Origin of the sequence: Streptomyces chartreusis (genome assembly GCF_008704715.1) — a bacterium.
Taxonomy (GTDB): domain Bacteria; phylum Actinomycetota; class Actinomycetes; order Streptomycetales; family Streptomycetaceae; genus Streptomyces; species Streptomyces chartreusis.
In genome coordinates, this window is sequence record NZ_CP023689.1 from 51,002 (window position 1) to 69,467 (window position 18,466).

14 protein-coding genes are annotated in these 18,466 nt (G+C 75.6%); all 14 read left to right on the top strand.

From position 1 onward, the window contains the following. Window positions 1-29: 29 nt before the first annotated feature. A complete protein-coding gene (locus CP983_RS00245) occupies window positions 30-257 on the top strand; it encodes a putative phage tail protein (RefSeq protein WP_107911038.1) in 228 nt (75 codons plus the stop codon). Next, the gene (locus CP983_RS00250) at window positions 257-988 is read left to right on the top strand and encodes a CIS tube protein (RefSeq protein ID WP_150498019.1); all 732 of its coding nucleotides are present in this window, start codon (window positions 257-259) and stop codon (window positions 986-988) included. Before CP983_RS00245 ends, CP983_RS00250 begins: the two co-directional genes overlap by 1 nt. Continuing rightward, entirely contained in the window at window positions 985-2,199 is a 1,215-nt protein-coding gene (locus tag CP983_RS00255; RefSeq protein ID WP_150498020.1) for a phage late control D family protein, read from the top strand. The genes CP983_RS00250 and CP983_RS00255 overlap by 4 nt, the downstream gene beginning before the upstream one ends. A gap of 1 nt (window position 2,200) precedes the next feature. Further along, the gene (locus CP983_RS00260; protein ID WP_229914586.1) at window positions 2,201-2,935 is read left to right on the top strand and encodes a phage baseplate assembly protein V; all 735 of its coding nucleotides are present in this window, start codon (window positions 2,201-2,203) and stop codon (window positions 2,933-2,935) included. Further along, on the top strand, window positions 2,932-3,408 hold the full coding sequence (locus CP983_RS00265; RefSeq protein ID WP_150498021.1) for a GPW/gp25 family protein: 477 nt from the start codon (window positions 2,932-2,934) through the stop codon (window positions 3,406-3,408). The genes CP983_RS00260 and CP983_RS00265 overlap by 4 nt, the downstream gene beginning before the upstream one ends. Further along, window positions 3,405-5,618, top strand: a complete 2,214-nt coding sequence (locus CP983_RS00270) for a baseplate J/gp47 family protein (protein ID WP_150498022.1) — start codon at window positions 3,405-3,407, stop codon at window positions 5,616-5,618. Before CP983_RS00265 ends, CP983_RS00270 begins: the two co-directional genes overlap by 4 nt. Continuing rightward, window positions 5,615-7,786 carry a putative baseplate assembly protein gene (locus CP983_RS00275; RefSeq protein WP_150498023.1) on the top strand — a complete coding sequence of 724 codons (2,172 nt, stop codon included), beginning with the start codon at window positions 5,615-5,617 and terminating at the stop codon, window positions 7,784-7,786. The genes CP983_RS00270 and CP983_RS00275 overlap by 4 nt, the downstream gene beginning before the upstream one ends. Then, window positions 7,783-9,231, top strand: coding sequence for a hypothetical protein (locus CP983_RS00280; RefSeq protein ID WP_150498024.1), 1,449 nt, complete (start codon window positions 7,783-7,785; stop codon window positions 9,229-9,231). The genes CP983_RS00275 and CP983_RS00280 overlap by 4 nt, the downstream gene beginning before the upstream one ends. Then, window positions 9,228-10,643: a hypothetical protein gene (locus CP983_RS00285; RefSeq protein WP_150498025.1), complete on the top strand. Its 1,416-nt coding sequence runs from the start codon at window positions 9,228-9,230 to the stop codon at window positions 10,641-10,643. Before CP983_RS00280 ends, CP983_RS00285 begins: the two co-directional genes overlap by 4 nt. Then, window positions 10,640-11,806, top strand: a complete 1,167-nt coding sequence (locus tag CP983_RS00290) for a hypothetical protein (RefSeq protein ID WP_150498026.1) — start codon at window positions 10,640-10,642, stop codon at window positions 11,804-11,806. Before CP983_RS00285 ends, CP983_RS00290 begins: the two co-directional genes overlap by 4 nt. Window positions 11,807-11,810: 4 nt before the next feature. Then, window positions 11,811-13,031, top strand: coding sequence for a hypothetical protein (locus CP983_RS43705; RefSeq protein WP_167537624.1), 1,221 nt, complete (start codon window positions 11,811-11,813; stop codon window positions 13,029-13,031). Between the two features lie 92 nt (window positions 13,032-13,123). After that, entirely contained in the window at window positions 13,124-13,711 is a 588-nt protein-coding gene (locus tag CP983_RS00300) for a hypothetical protein (RefSeq protein ID WP_150498027.1), read from the top strand. Between the two features lie 4 nt (window positions 13,712-13,715). Continuing rightward, the gene (locus CP983_RS00305; protein ID WP_150498028.1) at window positions 13,716-15,842 is read left to right on the top strand and encodes a hypothetical protein; all 2,127 of its coding nucleotides are present in this window, start codon (window positions 13,716-13,718) and stop codon (window positions 15,840-15,842) included. Window position 15,843: 1 nt separating this feature from the next. Continuing rightward, window positions 15,844-18,054: an ATP-binding protein gene (locus CP983_RS00310; protein WP_150498029.1), complete on the top strand. Its 2,211-nt coding sequence runs from the start codon at window positions 15,844-15,846 to the stop codon at window positions 18,052-18,054. Window positions 18,055-18,466: the final 412 nt, after the last annotated feature.

Sequence of the window (18,466 nt, forward strand, 5' to 3'; positions counted from 1 at the left end):
CGCGGTGGGGTGGGAACAGGAGAGGGACCATGCTGACGATTCATCACCTTTCCGTCGACTTCGAGGTCGGCGGTGACGACACGGCGGTCTTCGCCCGGCTGTTCTCGGAGCACATCAAGGAGTGGGCGAGGCGGCAGGAGAACGAGCGGGCCCGCAGCCGGCTGCTGGCCGGTGAGGCGGCCATGGCGGGCGAGGACGCCGGGCACGATCCGGCGAGCGGGCATGCGCCGGCGCCGGGCTGCTGCGGTGGTGCCTGATGGCTCCGCCCGCAGCCTCCGCGCCGGCGCTCGGCCCGGTCCTGGACGGGGCCGCGCCGACGCGCGCGACCCTGACCGTACGGCCGCCGCAGGGCAGCCCGCTGCACGCCGCCGGGGAGCCGGAACTGGTGTTCCCGCTGAATCCGACGGAGTACTCCGTGTCGAAGTCGGTGAGCTTCGCCGAGATCGCCGTTCCGGGCCTTGACTCCCCGACGCTCCAGTTCGTCCGCGGCGGGGCGCGGGTGCTGAAGCTCGACGCGCTGGTGGACGCGGCCGAGGAGCCGGTGCCGGCCAGCAGGGATGTGCAGAAACGGTGGCTGGACGCGCTGGAGAGCATGACGCTGCGCCGTTCCGCCACGCACGCGCCGCCGGTGATGGTCTTCCGGTGGGGTGCCAATCCGTCGTTCACGGGGGTGCTGGAGAGCCTGTCGTCCACCTATGTGCTCTTCGACCGCGACGGCACGCCGACCCGGGCGAAGGTGTCGCTGTCCCTCAAGGAGTTCCTGACCGCGGAGGAGCAGCAGTACGCCTCGGCGCTCGGCTCGCCGACCGTCGAGAAGGTGTGGACGGTCCGGCGCGGTGACACCCTCGCCTCGATCGCCGCGGCCGTGTACCGGGACCCGGGGCGCTGGCGGGTGTTGGCGGCGGCGAACGCGCTGGCGGATCCTCGGGCGCTGGTGCCGGGGACGGCGCTGACCGTCCCGGCGCTGATCGGCGGTGCGGGACGGTGACGGTCATCGGCGAGCGGGGCGGGCCGGGTGCGTCGGGCACGACCGCACTGCCGTCCGACACGTACGCCCCCGCCTTCCTGATCACCGTCGAGCGTGCCCCGGGACTCTCCGACCAGTTGCCCGGCTGCCTGCTGGACATTCAGGTCGTCAGGGAGCTCGACAAGTCGGGGACCTTCTCGCTGACGTTGAGCAACTGGCACGAGGAGCGGCGCGAGCTGCGCTTCGACGATCCCGGTCACTTCTCCCCCGGGCAGCTGCTCCAAGTGCGGCTGGGCTACGCGGGCGAGGGTCGCCTTCCGGTGGTGGCGAAGGGTCAGGTCATGACCGTGCAGCCGGACTTCCCTGCCGCCGGGCCGCCGACGGTGCAGATCTCCTGTCAGGACCGCACCGCGCAGATGAAGTCCCGCAAGCCGCGGCCGAACGAGCAGAAGCAGTTCGAGAAGGTCATGGACTGGGAGGTCGCGAAGGTGATCGCCCAGCGTCACGACCTGCCCCTGGTGGCCGAGGAGGAGGGCGTCCAGCACCCGCTCGTGGTGCAGAAGAACCAGGACGACATCGCCTTCCTGCTGGACCGGGCCAAGGGCATCGACCGGGAGGTCTTCGTCGCGCCGGATCCGTCGACCGGCCAGGAGAAGCTGTACTTCGTCCGGCCGGCCGACGGCAGGCCGGGGCCGCGGGCGCGCACGACCAACACCTTCGACCTGTGGTACGCGGGCAGTTACACGCAGGGCCCCGGGCCGGGCCGGGCTCCCGTGCCCAACCTGATCTCCTTCCGCCCCACCCTCACCCTGTCCGGCCAGGTGGCCGCCGTGACGGTGCGGGGCTGGGACCCGGTGCGCAAGCAGGCGATCGTGGGCCGCGCCACCCAGCAGGACCTGCGCGCCGAGCGCGACGCCGGACGGAGCGGCCCCGAGGCGGCGGCCGAGGAGATGGGCGATCGCGAGGAGGTCATCGTGGACCGTCCGGTGAGCAGTCAGCAGGAGGCCAGGGCGCTCGCGGAGAGCGTGCTGCGCGCCAGGTCGTACGCGTTCGTCCGATGCGCGGGCCAGCTGGTGGGCGTACCGGCGCTGGCGCCCGGCGACACCCTGCGGATCGGCGGGGTCGGCGCCAGGTTCGGCGGCACCTACTACACGACGAAGGTGGCGCACTCCTTCAACTCGTCCGGGTTCCTGACCTCGTTCGAGGCCCGGCGTACTTCGGAAGGGCGGTGAGGTGGCGGTGCTCGGAATGCCGGGAACGGCCGTGGACAAGCGGTACTACGGGGTGGCCACCGGGACGGTGGAGCAGGTCGAGGGCGATCCGGAGAAGGAGTGCCGGGTGCGGCTGCGGCTGCCGTGGTTCGACGACTCCACCATCACCGACTGGTGCCGCGTCACCCAGCCGTACGCGGGCCGGGGCTACGGGGTGTGCTTCGTACCGGAGGTGGGCGACGAGGTGCTGATCGCCTTCTTCCAGGGCGACATGCGCTATCCGATCGTCGTCGGCTCGCTCTACAACGGCAAGGACAAGCCGCCGACGCATCGCGAGACCGACCGCGACGAGAAGCTGGTGCGCACGAAGCACGGCCACACCCTGACCCTGGACGACAGCCCGGGGCGGGAGTCGGTACGGCTGGCCTCGGCGGCCGGCCACCGGATCGAACTGGACGACGCCGGCAGGGCGGTGACGGTGCGCACCGCCTCCGGCGGCAAGGTCACGGTCACGGCCGACGGCTCGGTGGAGATCAGCGCCGGCAGCGGGCCGGTCACGGTCAGGGCAGCGTCGGTGACGGTGGACGCGGCGCAGGTGAACCTGGGTACCGGCGCGTCGCTGAGCCCGGTGGTGTGGGAGAAGCTCGGGTCCTGGCTTTCCGCGCATGTGCACCCGTCGGCCGCCGGCCCCACGGGCCCGCCGACGCCGCCGCTGCCCGGGCCCCCGGTCTCCTCGTCCGTCCGGTTGGCGCCGTGAACGGCGGCGCGCCGGGCGGCGCGGACGCCTTCCTGGGGCAGGGCTGGCGGTTCCCGCTGCTGCCGGACGCGGGCGGCCGGATCGGCTACGCGGCCGGGGAGGAGAGCGTGCGGGACTGCCTGCTGGTGCTCGTACGCACGGCGCTGGGCGAGCGCGTGATGCGCCCGGAGCTGGGGACGCGGGCGCCGGAGCTGGTGTTCGCGCCGGGCAGTACGCGGGCCCTGCGGGAACTGGAGGAGTCGGTGCGGGTCGCGATCCGCGACTTCGAGGTGCGGGCCGCCACGGACTTCGTGCGGGCCGAGGCTCAGCCCGGCGAGGAGTGGAAGGTGACGGTGACCGTCGGCTACCGGATCCGGGCGACGGGGCGGCGGGAGACGCTGGTCTTTCCGTACTACCTGGACGGCGGGGCCGGGCTGATGGACGGCGCCGGTGCCTTCGGTGCCGACGTCCCGGGCTCGGGGGGTGCGCCGTGACGCTGCCGCCGCTGAGTCTGGACGACCTGACCTGGCAGGAGTTGACGGACGCCGTTCGGTCCCGGATTCCCGCCGAGTCGGGGGGCCGCTGGACGCTGCACTCGCCGTTGGACCCGGGTGTGACGCTGCTGGAACTCCAGGCGTACGTGCTGGAGCAGCAGGTGTTCCGGCTCGACCAGGTGCCCGACGCGGTCGTGCACGCGGTGCTGCGGCTGCTCGGGGTGCCGGGCCCGGCACCGGCGACGGCCGCCGTGACGGTGCTTCAGGTGGTGCCGAGCCGTCCCGGCGCCCGGCTGCGGGTGCGGGCCGGCGCGTCGTTCAGCCGGGACCCCCGGCCGGGGGCGGACTTCTTCGTGGAACGGGCTCTGGATGTGCTGCCGTTGCGCGTCACGGGCCTGGCGGTCCGGGCCGGGCAGGAGCTGGAGCGGGACCGCACGGCCGACCTCGTGGCCGGCCGGCCGGTGCCGCTGGCCGGGCCGTTCGGCGCCCCGGCGCGGGTGCGGCTACGGCTGTCGGTGGACGGTTCGGGCTTCCCGGACGGCGGGGAGCTGGCGCTGCTGGTCGAGTTGGAGCGGCCGGCGGGGCCGTGGAACGCGGACGGCCCGGCCGGCGACGTTCCCGCCGACGGCTGGTCGGCGAAGGCGGACGCGGAAGCTGCCACGAGGGCGGGACAGGGAGCCGGCGCGGAGGCCGAAGTCCCGGCTCCGACCCGGCTCGTCTGGTCCTACGGGCCCGCGGGCGCCGCCCGTCCGCTGCCGGAAGGCGCGGTGACCGACGGCACCGGTGGGCTGCGGCGCTCCGGGCTGGTCCGGCTCCGCCTGCCGGGAACGGCGGGCGGCACGGAGGCGGAAGTCGTGCTGGACACCCTGTCGGCGACGTTCGGCGCGCCTCCTCGGCTGAGGCGGCTGACCCCGAACGCCGCCATCGCGCACCACGCGCGGCGGGTGGAGCTGACGGAGGACGCGACCGGGGAGACCGTCGCGCTGCTGTCCCGCCGACCCGCGCTGCCGGGCCTGGTCCTGCCGCTGCCGGGCAGGGCCGCGGGGCGGCTGATCGACGTGGAACGGTTCGCCCTGCGCGAGCCGGACGGCGGCGAGCGGGAGTGGTCGGCGGTGCCGGACCTCGCGTTCAGCGGGCCCCGCGATCGGGTGTTCACCGTGGACCGGGCGTTCGGCGTGCTGCGGTTCGGCGACGGCCGCACCGGACGGATCCCCCGGCCCGGCATCCAGGGGACCGGGCCGGTACTGCGGGCCGCGTACCGACTGGGCGGCGGGCCGTCCGGCAACGGCGGGGCCGACCCGGTGCCCGCGGCGACGGGTACGGCGACGGCGCTGTCCGCGTTCGTCTCGCTGGCCGGCCTCGCCGCGAACCTCCCTGACGCCCCGCCCGGGAACTGGGTGTTCACGGGCGCGCCGGGCGACCTCCATCCCGCCGACCCGGGATGCACGGCCCGGGCGCCGGTCCCGGCGGAAGGCGGTGCGGAACCGGAGACCCCGGCCGCCGCCCGCCGCCGGGCGGCCCACGCCCTCGCCGAGGTCACGCGTGCGGTCACCGCGGCCGATCACGAGGAACTCGCGCTCGGCACTCCGGGTGTCGCCCTGGCCCGCGCCCATGCCCTGGTCGGCGCCCGCCCCGGCCATCCGTGCCGCCGGGTGCCCGGAGCGGTGACCGTCCTGGTGCTCCCCCGGGCCCCGCGCGGCGCCGGCGACGCGCAGGCCGAGGACGCGGTGCCGCTGCCGCGGCCGGACCCGGGGACCCTCGCCGCCGTACGCTCGCGGCTGGTGGCGGCCCGCCTGATCGGCGCCACCGTGTACGTCACCGGGCCCCGCTACCGGCCGGTCCGGGTCCGTGTCACCCTCCCCGCGTCGGCCCTCCCTGCACCCTGCGGGCAGGTCACCGCTCAGGGCGCCGCCCGCCGCGCCACTGTCACCGCGGCGCTCCACCGCTTCCTCGACCCGCTCGTCGGCGGTGACGACGCCTCCGGCTGGCCCTTCGGCGGAACGCTGCGCCCATCGGCGCTGCTGCGCGCGGCCGAACGAGCCCTTGCCGCGGCAGGAGACCGCACACCGGTCCTGGGGGTCGGCATCGCCGTCGACGACGCCGCGTACGAGGACTGCGCCGACGTCCCGCTGCGGCCGGGCGAACTGCCCGGTCCCGTCGACATCACCGTCTGCGCCACGAACCGCCCGCCGGGGGAGGCCGCCCGATGAACTCCGAACACGACAAGGACCCCGCCGACCGGGCCGCTCCCGGGGTGGACGAACCCTGGTGGACGCTGTCCGCCGGGCGCGGCCGAGGCGCTGTGCTGGACGCCGACGCGGCGCCGGTGCTGCTCGGCGCCGGGCGCGACGCACTGCTCGCGGCGCTACGGGCACGCGTGCCGGGATTCACGCCGGAGTGGACCGGCACCGGGCCGGACGACGCCGGTGAGGCGCTGCTGCGCCTGTACGCGCTGATGGCCGAGGCGGTGGCGGCGCGCGTCGACCGGCTGCCGCGCAAGCTGCTGACGGAGCATCTGCGCATCGCCGGGATCTCGCCGTTGCCCGCGACGCCGGCGCGTGTGCTGCTGCGGCTGACGGCCACGGCGACGGCCGGCCCAGGTGTCCAGGTGCCTTCCGGGTTCCAGGCGGCGGCCTCGGGGCCGAACGGTACGGAGATCGTCCTGGAGACAGCGGACGACATGTGGGTGTCCCCTGCCGAGCTGACCACCGTGGCCACGGGGCGGCCGGGACAAGGCATCCTGCCGGGCCCCGTCGACGAAGTGACGCCCGGTCAAGGACCGTACGCCGACGGGTTCGCGCCGTTCGGTGCGGACGCCGCGCCCGGGTCGGCGCTGTGGCTGGGGTTCACCGCACCCGAGGCCCCGGCCGGCGGGGTGTCACTGGGGTTCGTCGCCGCGCCGCGGCCCGGCGGTCCCGCCTCCGTGGCGTGGGGCGCCGCCGTTCCGGCCCTGCCGCCGCTGCCCGACCTGCGCTGGTCGGTGCTGGACGGGACGACGTTGCGGCCCGCGGAGGTGGTCTCCGACGGCACCGGCGGGCTCACGGCCACCGGTACCGTGCATCTGGGGCTCGGCGCCGGGGACTGGCGGCCGGGGCGGCCGCCCGGCGGTGCGCATCTGCCCGAAGCCCGTTGGCTGCGGGTACGGATCGCGTCCGGCAGGTACGCCGAACCGCCGCTGCTCGCCGATGTGTGGCCGCACGCGGTGTCGGCCGATGCCGCGTGGACCGTACGGGACGAGGTGCTGACGCCCGCCCCTGAACTCCCCGGGGAGTCGGACGGCGGCGCCGGGGTGCGACTGCGGGTCGCCGAGACGCCGGTCGTGCCGGGTTCGCTCACCGTGACAGTGGCGGACGACGCGTCCGCCCCGCTCTTCCCGCCGACGCCCTCGGCACGCTCGTCCACCGGGTCCGCCGCGCCCGCCGTGTGGCGGGAAGTGCCGGACCTGGCCGACGCCGGTCCCGCCGACCGGGTCTTCACCCTCGATCCGGCGACCGGTGTACTGACCTTCGGCGACGGTGTGCACGGCGTGGCCGTGCCGCCGGGCATCGGGAACGTACGGGCCCTCCGCTACCGCACCGGCGGCGGCCGGGCCGGCGCGGTGCCCGCCGAGACGGCGACGACCCTGCGTACGGCGGTCGCCGGGGTCGCGTCGGTGACCAACCCCCTGCCGGGGACCGGGGGCACCGACGCCGAGGCGTTCGATGCGACCGTCGGGCGCGGCGCGGCGGAGATCCGCACGGCGGGACGCGCGGTCACCCCGGCCGACCACGCGCTGCTGGCGCTGCGTGCGCCAGGGGCCCGGATCGCCCGCGCGCACGCCGTACCCGGGCACCACCCGGACCATCCCGGCACGCGGCTTCCCGGCGTGGTCGGCATCTACCTCGTGCCGCCCGACGAGAACCCGGCGACGCCCGGCGCGCCCGTCCCGGAGGCGGGCGATCTGGCGGCGGTCGCCGCACACCTCGGCGACCGTCTAGCCCCGACCGGTCCGACGGTGGTCACTGCCGCGCCGCGTTATGTGCGGGTGGACGCCCGGGTGATGCTGGTACCGGTCGTCCACGCCGACCGGTCCGCGGTACCGCGCCGCGCCGAGGAGTCGCTGCGGCGGTACCTGCATCCGCTGAACGGCGGTGCGGACGGCGCCGGCTGGCCGTTCGGCGGAGCTCTCACCCACACCGCACTGCTGCGGCACCTGCTCGCCGACGACGACGTGTCGGCTGTGGCGTTGCTGGCCCTGACCGTGGACGGCCTGCCGACGGCGCCCTGCGCCGATGTGCGGCTGCCCGCTCATTCCCTGGTCAGGGCCGGCCGGATCACCGTCTCCGTCCTGGCCCCGGCCGCGCACGCGGTCGGCGCCGGAGCGGGAGGTGCCGCATGACCGCGGCCACCGTCGGCTCGACCCACCTGCTGCTGGACTCCGTCTCCGGCTGGCGGCCAGAGCCGGGCCCTTCGCCGTTCCCCACCCCTGTCGTGGACGGCGACGCCCTGGTCCTCCCGGCAGGCGTCGACGAGGCAGTACTGGTCACCGAGCCGCTGGACAGCGGTGTCTCGCGGTGCCGCTGGCACCGGGTGCGCGTCGACGCCGATGTGCCGGTCGGCGCCGCGCTGGTGGTGCAGGTGACCACGATCGGGGACGACCCTCGTTCGCTGCCCGGCGACGGCGACTGGCAGACCGTGTCGGCCGCCGCCGACGGGCGGGTGGACTTCCTGGTCGACCAGCCTCCGGGGCGGTATCTCGTGGCGCGGCTGCTGCTCGGGCGTTCCGTCGCCGCGTCGGCGGGCCCGTCCGTCCGTCAGACGCGGCTGGACGTCGTACGGGCCACTTCCGCCGAGCTGCTGCCTGCGGTGTACCGGGAGGACCCGACCGCCGACGACTTCACGGAACGGTTCCTCGCGCTGTTCGACTCGGTGGCCGAGTCGCTGGAGCGAGCCGCCGAGCGCTCCCCCGCCCTGCTCGACCCGGACGGCGTTCCCGACGGCGTACTGCCGTGGCTCGCCGGGCTGTTGGGGCTCGACCTGGACTTCGGGGCCGGTCAGGACGCTGGTCGCGGGGCCGCGGTCCCGACATGCGGGGCCGGATCCGGTGCGGCTCCCGAGGGCGTGTCGGGTGCGGTACTGCGCCGCCTGATCGTCGCCGCCCCGCTGCTGCGGCGGCGGCGCGGTACTCCGGCGGGCCTGGCGCTGGCGCTTGAGATCGTGCTCGGCGCGCGCCCGGCCATCGTCGAGCCGTCCGCTCCGCCCTGGGGCGCGCTGGACTCCGACGCCCGGCTGGGCGCGGTGCGGCTGTTCGGGCGCGCCACCGCGCGAGCCCGGCTCGGCGGGACCGCGGTGCGCGGGACCCGGCTGGGCGGCCCGTGCGGCCGGGCGGTCGCGGGCGGCGCGCCGCTGCGGTCGTTCGGCGACCCGGACGACGATCCGGTGACCGGCGTGGCCTTCCGGTTCCGGGTGCTGCTGCCGCCACCCCCGCCCGGCACCCCCGCGAGCCGGCACGGTGCGACCGCGCGGGCCCTGGTGGAACGGCTCGCCCCGGCGCACACCGCGGCCTCGGTGACGGTCGGCGGCGGCGGATTCATCGCCGGCGAGCGGAGCAGGGTGGGCGTCGACACGCTGCTCGTCGGCCCCGACCCGGCGCCGCCCGGCCACTCCGCGCTGGGCTCGGGCACCGTACTGCGGCCGGACCGCTGTGGGCACCGCGGCATCCGGCTCGACGGGAGAGCGGCGACGGGCCTGCGCACGGTGGCCCTCGACGGCCCCGGACATCCCCGCGACAACGACAGCGACAGCGACACGGACAGGGACTGCGAGGAAGGCAGGACACCATGACGGCTCCTACGCGTACTACGGGGCGCGACAGCGCCCCCCTGGGCGGCCGGCGGCGGCTGACGTACTTCCACGGTCAGTTGCTGTCCGCCCAGGACCTCCGTCAGGAACAGACGTACTTCCGGGCGCGGCACCGCCTGCACAATCTCGCACTGCACGGCCACGGCGTGGCGTACGGGCTGTGGACCCGGCCCGTACCGACACCCTCGGGGCACTGCCCGGACCCGGAACGTGCCGCCCCCTGGCTGGAGGTGACCGACGGCCTGGCGCTGGACCGCGTCGGAGACGAGGTGATCGTGGCCCGCGGTGCGCGACCGAGGTTCGACCTGTGGTCGCTGCTGGACGACCACGAGCGGATCCGCGCGGAGGAAGACATCCGACGCGGCGCCGAGGGCGTCACCGTCTATCTGACGATCCATCACTGCGAGGAACCGGTCGACAACGTGCGCGCCGTCCATACCGAGGGCTGTGAGGGCGTCCCGCACCTGGCGTACGCGCACATCAGGGAGGGTTTCGCGCTGCGTGCGACCACCTGTGAGCCGGATCCGGAACCGTGCGACCCGCCGCATCCGGACACGCCGGGTTGCGGCGACGACCGCGGGTACGAGAGTTCCGCGCACTGCGGCGACGGCCGGGTGCTCGGGCCTGGGCTGCTGCTGGCGCGGGTGGAGCGGGTGCGTCCGGACCGCCCCCTGCACTCGCGCCAGGTCCATCCCGAGGTCCGTCGGCCGCTGTCGCGGCGGCCGGCCACCGTCATCACCTCCATCGGCTGGCCGCACGGCGGTCGGCTGACCACCCGTCAGGCCCGGCGGTTGCTGGGCACGGACGGCGTACGCATCCGCTTCTCGCGCCGGGTACGCACCGACACGCTCCGCGACCCGGGCGTCGCCGACCTGTTCCAGATCACCGGCGGACACGGGGTGCACGGCACCGTGCTGCGGCTGGAGACCCGGATCGACGTCGGCGGATCGGGTGCAACGACGGGGACGGTGGAGGGGACGGACGACGGGGGCCACGAGACCACCGACGTGATCACCATCCGGCAGACCGACAGCGAGTACCTCAACGACGGAGACCGGATCCTGCTGGTGCTGCGCACCCCGTTCGTGCTGGACGTGTGCGGCGATCCGGTCGACGGTACCCACGTCGGCGGGCTCGTCCCTCGCCCCGGTGGGCCGATCGCCCACCGGACGGGGCTGTTGCCGCCGGACGGCTCCGGGCCCCGTACGTCCGGGACCGGGCAGGGCGGCGCGGGGGTCTTCGAGAGCTGGATCTTCATCGACAACAAGCGGCCGCGCCCGCCGGACGAAGACGCACGCGACACCGCGGGCAACGACGCGGGCGACGCCGATGACGGCGAGGGCGACGGCTACGACGGCGACACGCCCGGCAGTGACGGGGAAGGACGGACATGAACACGTCGCAGAGCCACACCACCACTCCGGCCACCCGCCGCACCGGCCAGGACCACGACTGCGGTTGCGGTTGCGGCGGAAGCGGCGCGGACGGCACCGCCGGATCACGTCCGGCTCCGAGCGGCTTCCGGGCGGGCGGGCAGGTACGCCCGGTGTTCTTCGCCGGGCAACTGCTGACCGAGGACGACCTGGACCGGCTGATCGGCTGGACGGCGGCCCGGTTCCGCGCGCACAACCGGCTCCGGTACGTCTCCGGCGACGGCCTCGGCGCCGTGCTGTGCGGACTGGCCGTCAGCTGCGGCTGCGACCGGGGCACGGTCCGAATCGGCGTCGGGCACGCAGTCGACGGCTCCGGCAACGACATCCCCGTCAGCTGCCCGGAGACCGTCGACGTCGTCGCCCTGGCCCGGGAGTTCCGCGCGGCCGGCGGCGGCTGCCCCGATCCGTGCCCGCCCGGACCGGAGCGTACGTACGGCCTGTACCTGCGCTACGACGAGGAGTTCACCGAGCCCACGGCCCCCTACGACCCCGGCGACGGCTGCACCCCGGTGACGTGTGTGCCCACCCGGGTCCGGGAGGGACACCGCTTCGCGGTGGGCCTGCTGCCCGACCCGGGTTCCGCACCCGGCGGCGTCTGCGACCTGCTGCGCCGTCGACTGGGCGAGGACCGGGCCATGCTGGAGTCCCTGCGGGACGGCGCCGAACAGCCGCCCTCCGCCGACGACATGCTCGGCTGGCTGCTCCCCAGGCTCGACACCAACGGCGACCTGTGCGACCGCACGATCACGGAGGGCCTGCGGAATCTGCCGCCCCGCTCCGACGGCAACCGTGTACGGGAGAACACGGCCCGGTGGGAGGCGATGTACGCGCTCGTGACCGCCTATCTGCGCGGCGTCCTTCGTTCGCTGCTCGTCGTGGAGTGCCCCTCCGGGTGCGTGCCGGAAGTACTGATCGCGCAAGTGACGCTGGACGGCTGCGACGTCGTACGGGCGGTGCCCGCCGGGCGGCGCGCGGCGCATCTGCCCGATCCGGTGGAGCAGCAGTGGCGCACCCGGCTGGCCGGGCTGTACGCGAACGGCGAGGGCCCGCCCGATCCGCTGGCCTTCCTGCTGGAACTGCTGGATCTGACCGGTTGCCGGCTCGGCCCGGCCGAAGGAGCGTGAGGTCATGCCGGCACCCCTGCGGCCGGAGTTCCACGAGGGCCAGTACCTCGCCGCCGACGATGTGTCGGCGATCGTCCGGTACGGGCGCGACGCGGCAGCCCGCCACCATCGGCACCTGCACACCTGGGGCATCTCCTCGGGCCTCGATGTGTCGCAGCAGCCACGCGAGGACGCGCCCGAGTACCGGAGGATCGTGGTTGCCCCGGGGACCCTCGTCGACCCGTCCGGTCGGGAAATCGTGGTGCCCGCCCCGCTGGCGCTGTCCACCGCCGCACAGGCGGGCGGGATCACCGACCCCGACGACCCGTCGCCGCGCCCGCTGATCCTGATGTGGAACGACGTGCCCTCCGGGGTCTCCCCGTCCTCCGGGGCGTGCGGTGGCCCGGCCGAGGGGGCGGCGCCGCGCGCCGAGGAGGGGTTCGCGCTGCTGGTCGGCGCCCCCGGCGACGAACTCGACCTCGCCGACCAGCAGCCGCCCGCGCCCGACGCCGGTCCCGACCGGCTGGGCGACGGCGGGCGGGGCCGGGTGCTCGTCGGCTTCGTGACCTGGGGCGGCGGAGTCGGCGGCGGCTTCACCGGGGTGCTGGCCGAGGCCAACGGGATCGGCCGCCGGTACGCGGGAGTCCTCGCGGACCGGGTGTCCGCCCGCGGTGGCACCCTCGAACTCGCCGCCGAGCCCCGGCCGGTGGCCGGCCGGGTCGGGGTGCGGATCGGCGGCACCGACGGCAGCCTGGACGTCGGCCGGTTCAGCGCCACCGGGGCCATCTCCCCCAGCCTGCGGGTGCTCTCGGACGGGAGCACCAGCCTGAAGGGGAACGTGACGATCGACGGCGGTCTCACCGTGACCGGCGCCGTGGACAGCCCCCTGGTCAGCGGCAGCGTTCTGGCCCAGTCGGGCAGCGCCACCCACGGTGTGCTGCTGCCGCTGCCGCAGGGGGTGACGCAGGACCAGGTCGCGTCGGGGGACGTGGTGCTGCACATCCAGGTCACCCCTGTGGCGCAGGCCTCGGACGCGCCCGTGCGCGGTGGCGGCTCCGCGTGGAACAGGGGCGGCGCGCTACCGGTGGTGCTGCGCTGTGAGGTGGACGCCGCGCGCAGGCTCGTCTGCCTGATCGCCTGGTACGGCATCTCCGGCCCCGCGGCCGCCGGATTCGGGAGCCCTGTGGTGCTTCCCGGGCGGGCCCGATACCTGGTGCTGGCGGCCGCGGCCCGCGAGCCGTCCTGAGGGGCAATTGCACGCCCCGGTCGCGTCGGCGGGCGGCGCCGACGCGCGAACGTACCGGACGCATGGAGTGCGCAGACAGGGAGAGCAGTGTCATGGCGAACGCCGAGGAAGTTCCGTCGGCCCGGGTCACCGTGGTCCGGCTGCCGCAGACGGGCCATGTGGTTGCGGCCCTCACCCGTGCCGCGCCCGGCGCTGCGCCGAGTGTCCGGGCCCTGGTCGGCGATGCCCTGCGGCTCGCCGTCCCGGGCTTGTCCGGGCAGATCCTGGTACCGGCGGAGCTGCTCACGGCGGAGGAGATCACCGCGCCCGCGGGCGTGTTGGCGGCGCCCTGGCTGTGGTCGGTGGAGGTGACCGAGACCGGCGTGGGAGCCGTCCCGCTGACGGGCGCCCCACCGGCGGCGAACTGGTCGGACGCCGCGGGCGGTTCGCTGAAGGTGACGACCAGTCCCCCTGCCGCCTCGGGCACCGCCGTACTGGCCCTCGTCCACCCGGCCCCTTCGTGGGACCCGGGCGTCGCGCCCAAGGCCGTCCTGACGGGCGCGCCCGACGGCGATGGCGTCGCCTGGCTCGGCACCGGCGAGGTGGCGCCCATCGACCACGCCCTCGTCTTCGTCCAGGGACGCCCGGCGGGTGTGTACGTGCCGAGCGTCGTGCATCTGGCGGCGGGAACGGTGACGTGACGGCATGTCGGACCGATACGACCCGGATGTCGCCGAGGGAGAGCGGTTCATCACCGCGATGGGCGGTTGCACGGTGCTCGACTGCCGGGTGCGGGTCGTCCGGGGCACCGGATGGAGCTGGGGCCCGGACCCGGCGGAACTGGCCCGGGGCGCCGTTGCGTTGCTGCCGCGCGCCGTGCACAGGTACCTCGTCCCGGCGCTGGCCGGCGCGGGCGTACCCGGCCCGCCGTCCTGGCCGGCGGCGTCCGGCGAGGCCGAGGACCCGGCCAGACTGGAGGTGACGGTGCCCGTACGCATCAGGGTCCGCGTGACGCTGCGGGAACTGACGGACGCCGGCCGGACGGCGAGCGACTCCCAGACCGCCGCGGTGCGGTGGCCGGACGACCCGTCCGCCCCGCGACCCGGCGTGCCGACGCCCCGGGCGGGACGGACCTCGGACCCGGAGCCGTACACCGTGCCGGTCGATGCGCTCGCGTCGGCCGGGCCCGGCGAGGAGGCGCGTTCCGGAGCGGCGTCGCGCCATGAACGGGATCGGGTGCTGGTCTCCCTGCTGTCGGAGGCTTGGGACTGCGGGGTGTTCGACGCGGTGCTCGCCCGACTGCCGCGCCCCTCGCTGCTGTTGCTGCTGCGCGCTCTGGAATCGGCGGGAGCGGGCGCCGGACCCGTGCCCGACGCCCTGTGGCCGGTGAGCCGCGACGACGGCCTCGCGGCCGATGGGCCCGTCCACCCGGCGGACGGGCCCGTCGTCACCGCCGATGACCTCACCTCCGCCCTGCTCGCGATGCTCGACGCGGCGGAGTCCGCCGAAGCGCCGGAGTCGGGCACCGCCGACAGCCACCTGGAAGCGGGGGCCGGGCCGGGCGAAGGGTCCCGGCCCGGCGAGGGTCTCCTTCCCGGGCCGCAGGGAGACGCGGCGGCGCCCGGCGGCCCGCCACGGGCCACCGCACAGGGCTGCGCTCCGTACCGTTCCCGGCCCACGCCGCCCGGCGACGACCCGTACACCTGGCACCGGCGCGGTCCAGCCCCGGGGACGGTCACCGAGATCGACTGCGCCCTGCCGTTCCTGCTGCTGCCGGCGCTCGACAGCTGGGGGTATCTGACGGCGCTGTCCGCCGTGCTGGCCGGCGGCGAGGCGCCCGGCCCCGACGGCGCCGCCTTCGCCACGGCGCTCGCGCACAAGGTGCTGCCGCCGCCGGGACGCGGCTGGCTGCGGTCACCGCAGGATGCCCACTCGGCTTCGGTGTTCGCCGGGCTCGTGCCCTCCCCGTGGGGTCCGCCGGCTTCCGCCGGTCGCGCGGAACCGGGGTCCGGGCCGGAAGCCGCTTCGTCGCCGGACGACCTCGAACACCGCCTCGGCTCGCTGCTCGCGCTGCTCGACGTCCGGCTCGGCGTCCAGTCGGCCCGGGGACACGACCCCGGCCGGCCGCTGCTGCTGACCGCCGGCGGCCCCGAACGGTTGCTGCTCCTGGACGTCGACGGCTTGTACCCGGTGTGGGACGCGGCCCGGCCGGAGGAACTGCGGCGGCCGTGGGAACTGGCCGGCCGACCGCTCGTGCTCCTGCCCCGCCTCCCGTCGGACACTGTCGCCCCAGCCGTTGCACCCGGCCTGCTGGTGGCATTGGACGCGTCAGGCATCGGCTACGTCACCGATCTGCCGCCGGCGCGCGGCGAAGCGATGCGTCGGGTGCCCGGCCGCCTGCGCTGCTGGACCAACGCGGGCGCCGGTCCGCGCGCCCCCGAGGTCCCGTCCGACGCACTGATCGGCGGCGCGCGAAGGCTGGCCCACGAGGCCGCGCGCGCCGTCCGGTTCACGGACACCCTGATCTCCCGGCGTCCGTGCGCCCGCCCCGGCCAGGCACCCGCGCTGGACCGTACGGTCACCCTGGCCGCCGCCTCCGCCCTGGCGGACCTCGCCTGGACGCTGTGGGCGGACCAGGAGGCCCCTCACCCGGCGACCGCCCTCGACCGGTTCGCCGACCTCGGGGCGAGGGTGCTGTTCCACGACGGCACCGTGGAGGTCCGGCTGCCGCTGGGCGCCCGGCACGCCGACCTGCACCGCCACCGGCTGCTCGCCGACGTCCCCGCCGTGCCCTGGCTCGGGGAACGCCGCGTCACTTTCACGGGAGGATGAGATGCCGACCCAGGAGCGGGGCGCTGCCCTGACCCGAGGGCCAGTTCCCGCGACGGCCCATCTGACGCTCCGGTACGCGGCGGTGCACCGGGCGCTCCGTGCCGCCGCGGCCCGCCGCGCCGAGCACTCGAAGCTGCTCGCGGACTGCGAGTTGTCCCCGTACTGCGTCACCGACGCGCAGGCCGAGCTGTTGCTCGATCTGACGGACCCTGCCGCCGCGCACGTCCGCGTCCCCGCCCACGACCACGCCCTCGCCCCGGTCGCCGTCTCGGCGGAGGAGGACCTGCGACGCCGGGCGGCCCGCGCCGAAGCCGTGCTCCCGCTCGACGCCCTGTCCCGCGCGGCAGGGTTGGACGCCTTCGAGATCGACGCCCTCCTGCTGTGCCTGGCACCCGTGCTCGCGCCGGAACACGCCCTGCTGTTCGGGTACCTCCTGGACGACCTCGACCAGCGCCGGCCCAACGCCGAGCTCGTCCTGACCGTCCTGGCCCCCTCCCTCGACGGGCGGCTGGCCCGCCTGCCCTGCCTGGGTCCGTACGGACCGCTGCGCCGCTTCGGCCTGCTCGTGCCGGAGGGACAGGGCGGCTCGGACGGCTCGGGCAACGACCTGCTGCGCACCCTGAACGTCCCGCCCGGACTGGCCTCGTATCTGCTGGACGGACGGGGCGACCTCGCGCTGCTCGCCCACGATCCCGGCGAGCTGTCGCCGCCCCGCCCGGCGTTGCTGGGCGGCCCGGCGCTGGCCGCGGCCACCCGGCTCGGAGACCGGCTGCGCGCCCGACGGGACGGTGTGGCCGCCCTCTGGGGGCTGCCGGAGGGCGGCCAGCTCGACGCGGCCTGGGCGGTGGCCGAGGCGGCCGGGCTCACCCTGCGGCGGGCGCCCGATGTGCGGAGCTCTCCCGCGCCGGAGGACGCACGGGCAGAGGCGGCACGGGCATTGGCAACGGCGGGTGCCCTCGGCACCGCGCTGTGGCTTCCAACCGACGCGCTCCACGAGGCCGGCGCGGCCACGACCCAGGTCCTCGCCGACGTACTGGCCAGCGCCCACGTCCCCGTCGTCCTGACCGGCCGAGCTCCGTGGCGGCCACTCGGCCTGCTGGCCGACGGCCGCTACGCGGAGGAGACCGTGCCGGAACCCGACTACCCGCAGCGACGCGCCCTGTGGGCCGCGCTCGGCGGACCCGCCTCTGCCTCTACCTCCGCCGAGGAGGACGCACCGGAGGTGTTCGGCGCGGGCGGGTTCGACGGGCTGGCCGCACGGTTCAGGCTGACACCCGAGCAGATGCGGGCGACGGCCGGCCTCGCCGGGGCCGAGGGCGTGCCGATGGCGAACGCCGTGACCCGAGTCCTCGCCACCATGCCGGCACCGCTCACCGAACAGCGCACTCCCGTACACGGCATGGCGGACCTCGTGCTCCCGGCCGAGCAGGCCCGTCAGGTCGAGGAGATCGCCTCGGCGTTCCGGGCCTGGCCCCGGGTGTCGCAGGAGTGGGGCTTCGGTGGCGGCCACGGCGGGCCCGGCCTGAAGGCCCTGTTCACCGGGGAACCGGGAACGGGCAAGACACTCGCCGCCGAGGTGATCGCCGGCTCGCTCGGAGTGGACCTGCTGCGGGTCGATCTCGCCCGGACCGTGTCCAAATGGGTCGGGGAGACGGAGAAGAACCTGGACAAGGCGTTCCGGCAGGCGGAGGCCGCGCACGCGCTGCTGCTCTTCGATGAGGCCGACTCGCTGTTCGGCAAGCGCGGCACCGTGGACCGGGGCAGCGACCGGTACGCCAACCTCGAAGTCGGCTTTCTGCTCCAACGCCTGGAGCGAAGCCCCGCACTGGTCGTCCTGACCACCAATCTGCACGGCAATCTGGACTCGGCGTTCACTCGCCGCTTCCAGTTCGTCGTACGTTTCTCGCGCCCTGGCGACCGGGAGCGGTACCGCCTCTGGCGGCTGGCGTTCCCGGCGCGTGCGCCACTCGCCCCCGACCTGCGCCTGGACGGCCTGGCCCGGCTCGACCTGACGGGCGCCGCGATCATGGCCGCCGCGCGCACCGCCGCGCTGCTGGCCGCCCGCTCCGGGAGCACCGCCATCGGCCGGGAGCACCTGGTCGAAGCGATCGCACGGCAGTTCCGCCAGGAGTCGAGGCTGCCACGCGCCGGCGAATTGGAACTCGCCCTCGGCCAGGCCGGCGACGCCGCCTCCGCAGGGAGCACGTGGTGAGCCCGGGGCGCGCACGATTCGCCCCCGGCCTGCGAGTGAAGGGCCCGCCCCGACTCGACCCGGCCGGCGCCACGCTGTCGGCCGCGCGGTCTGGGGCCGCCGCCATGGGACGCGGCCGGCAAGTCGAGGCCATCGCCGGGCAGTTCCGACGTCCACTCGACGGGAGACGCGTTGTCATCCCGGCATGTGCCCCCCGCGCCCTACAGCGGTGCGGTTCACGCCGGGCACCGTTCCTGGCGCGCGCGCCGCTCGCCCCCGGCCTGCGCCCGGAGGGACTTGTCCAGCTCGACCTGACGGGCGCGGCGATCATGGCGACCGCCCGGTCCGGGGACACCTGCGCAACGGGGAGCACGTGGTGAGCCCGGCCGCGGTCGGGAAGGCGCCGGTCGCTCCACCGCCTGCCGTGACGGGA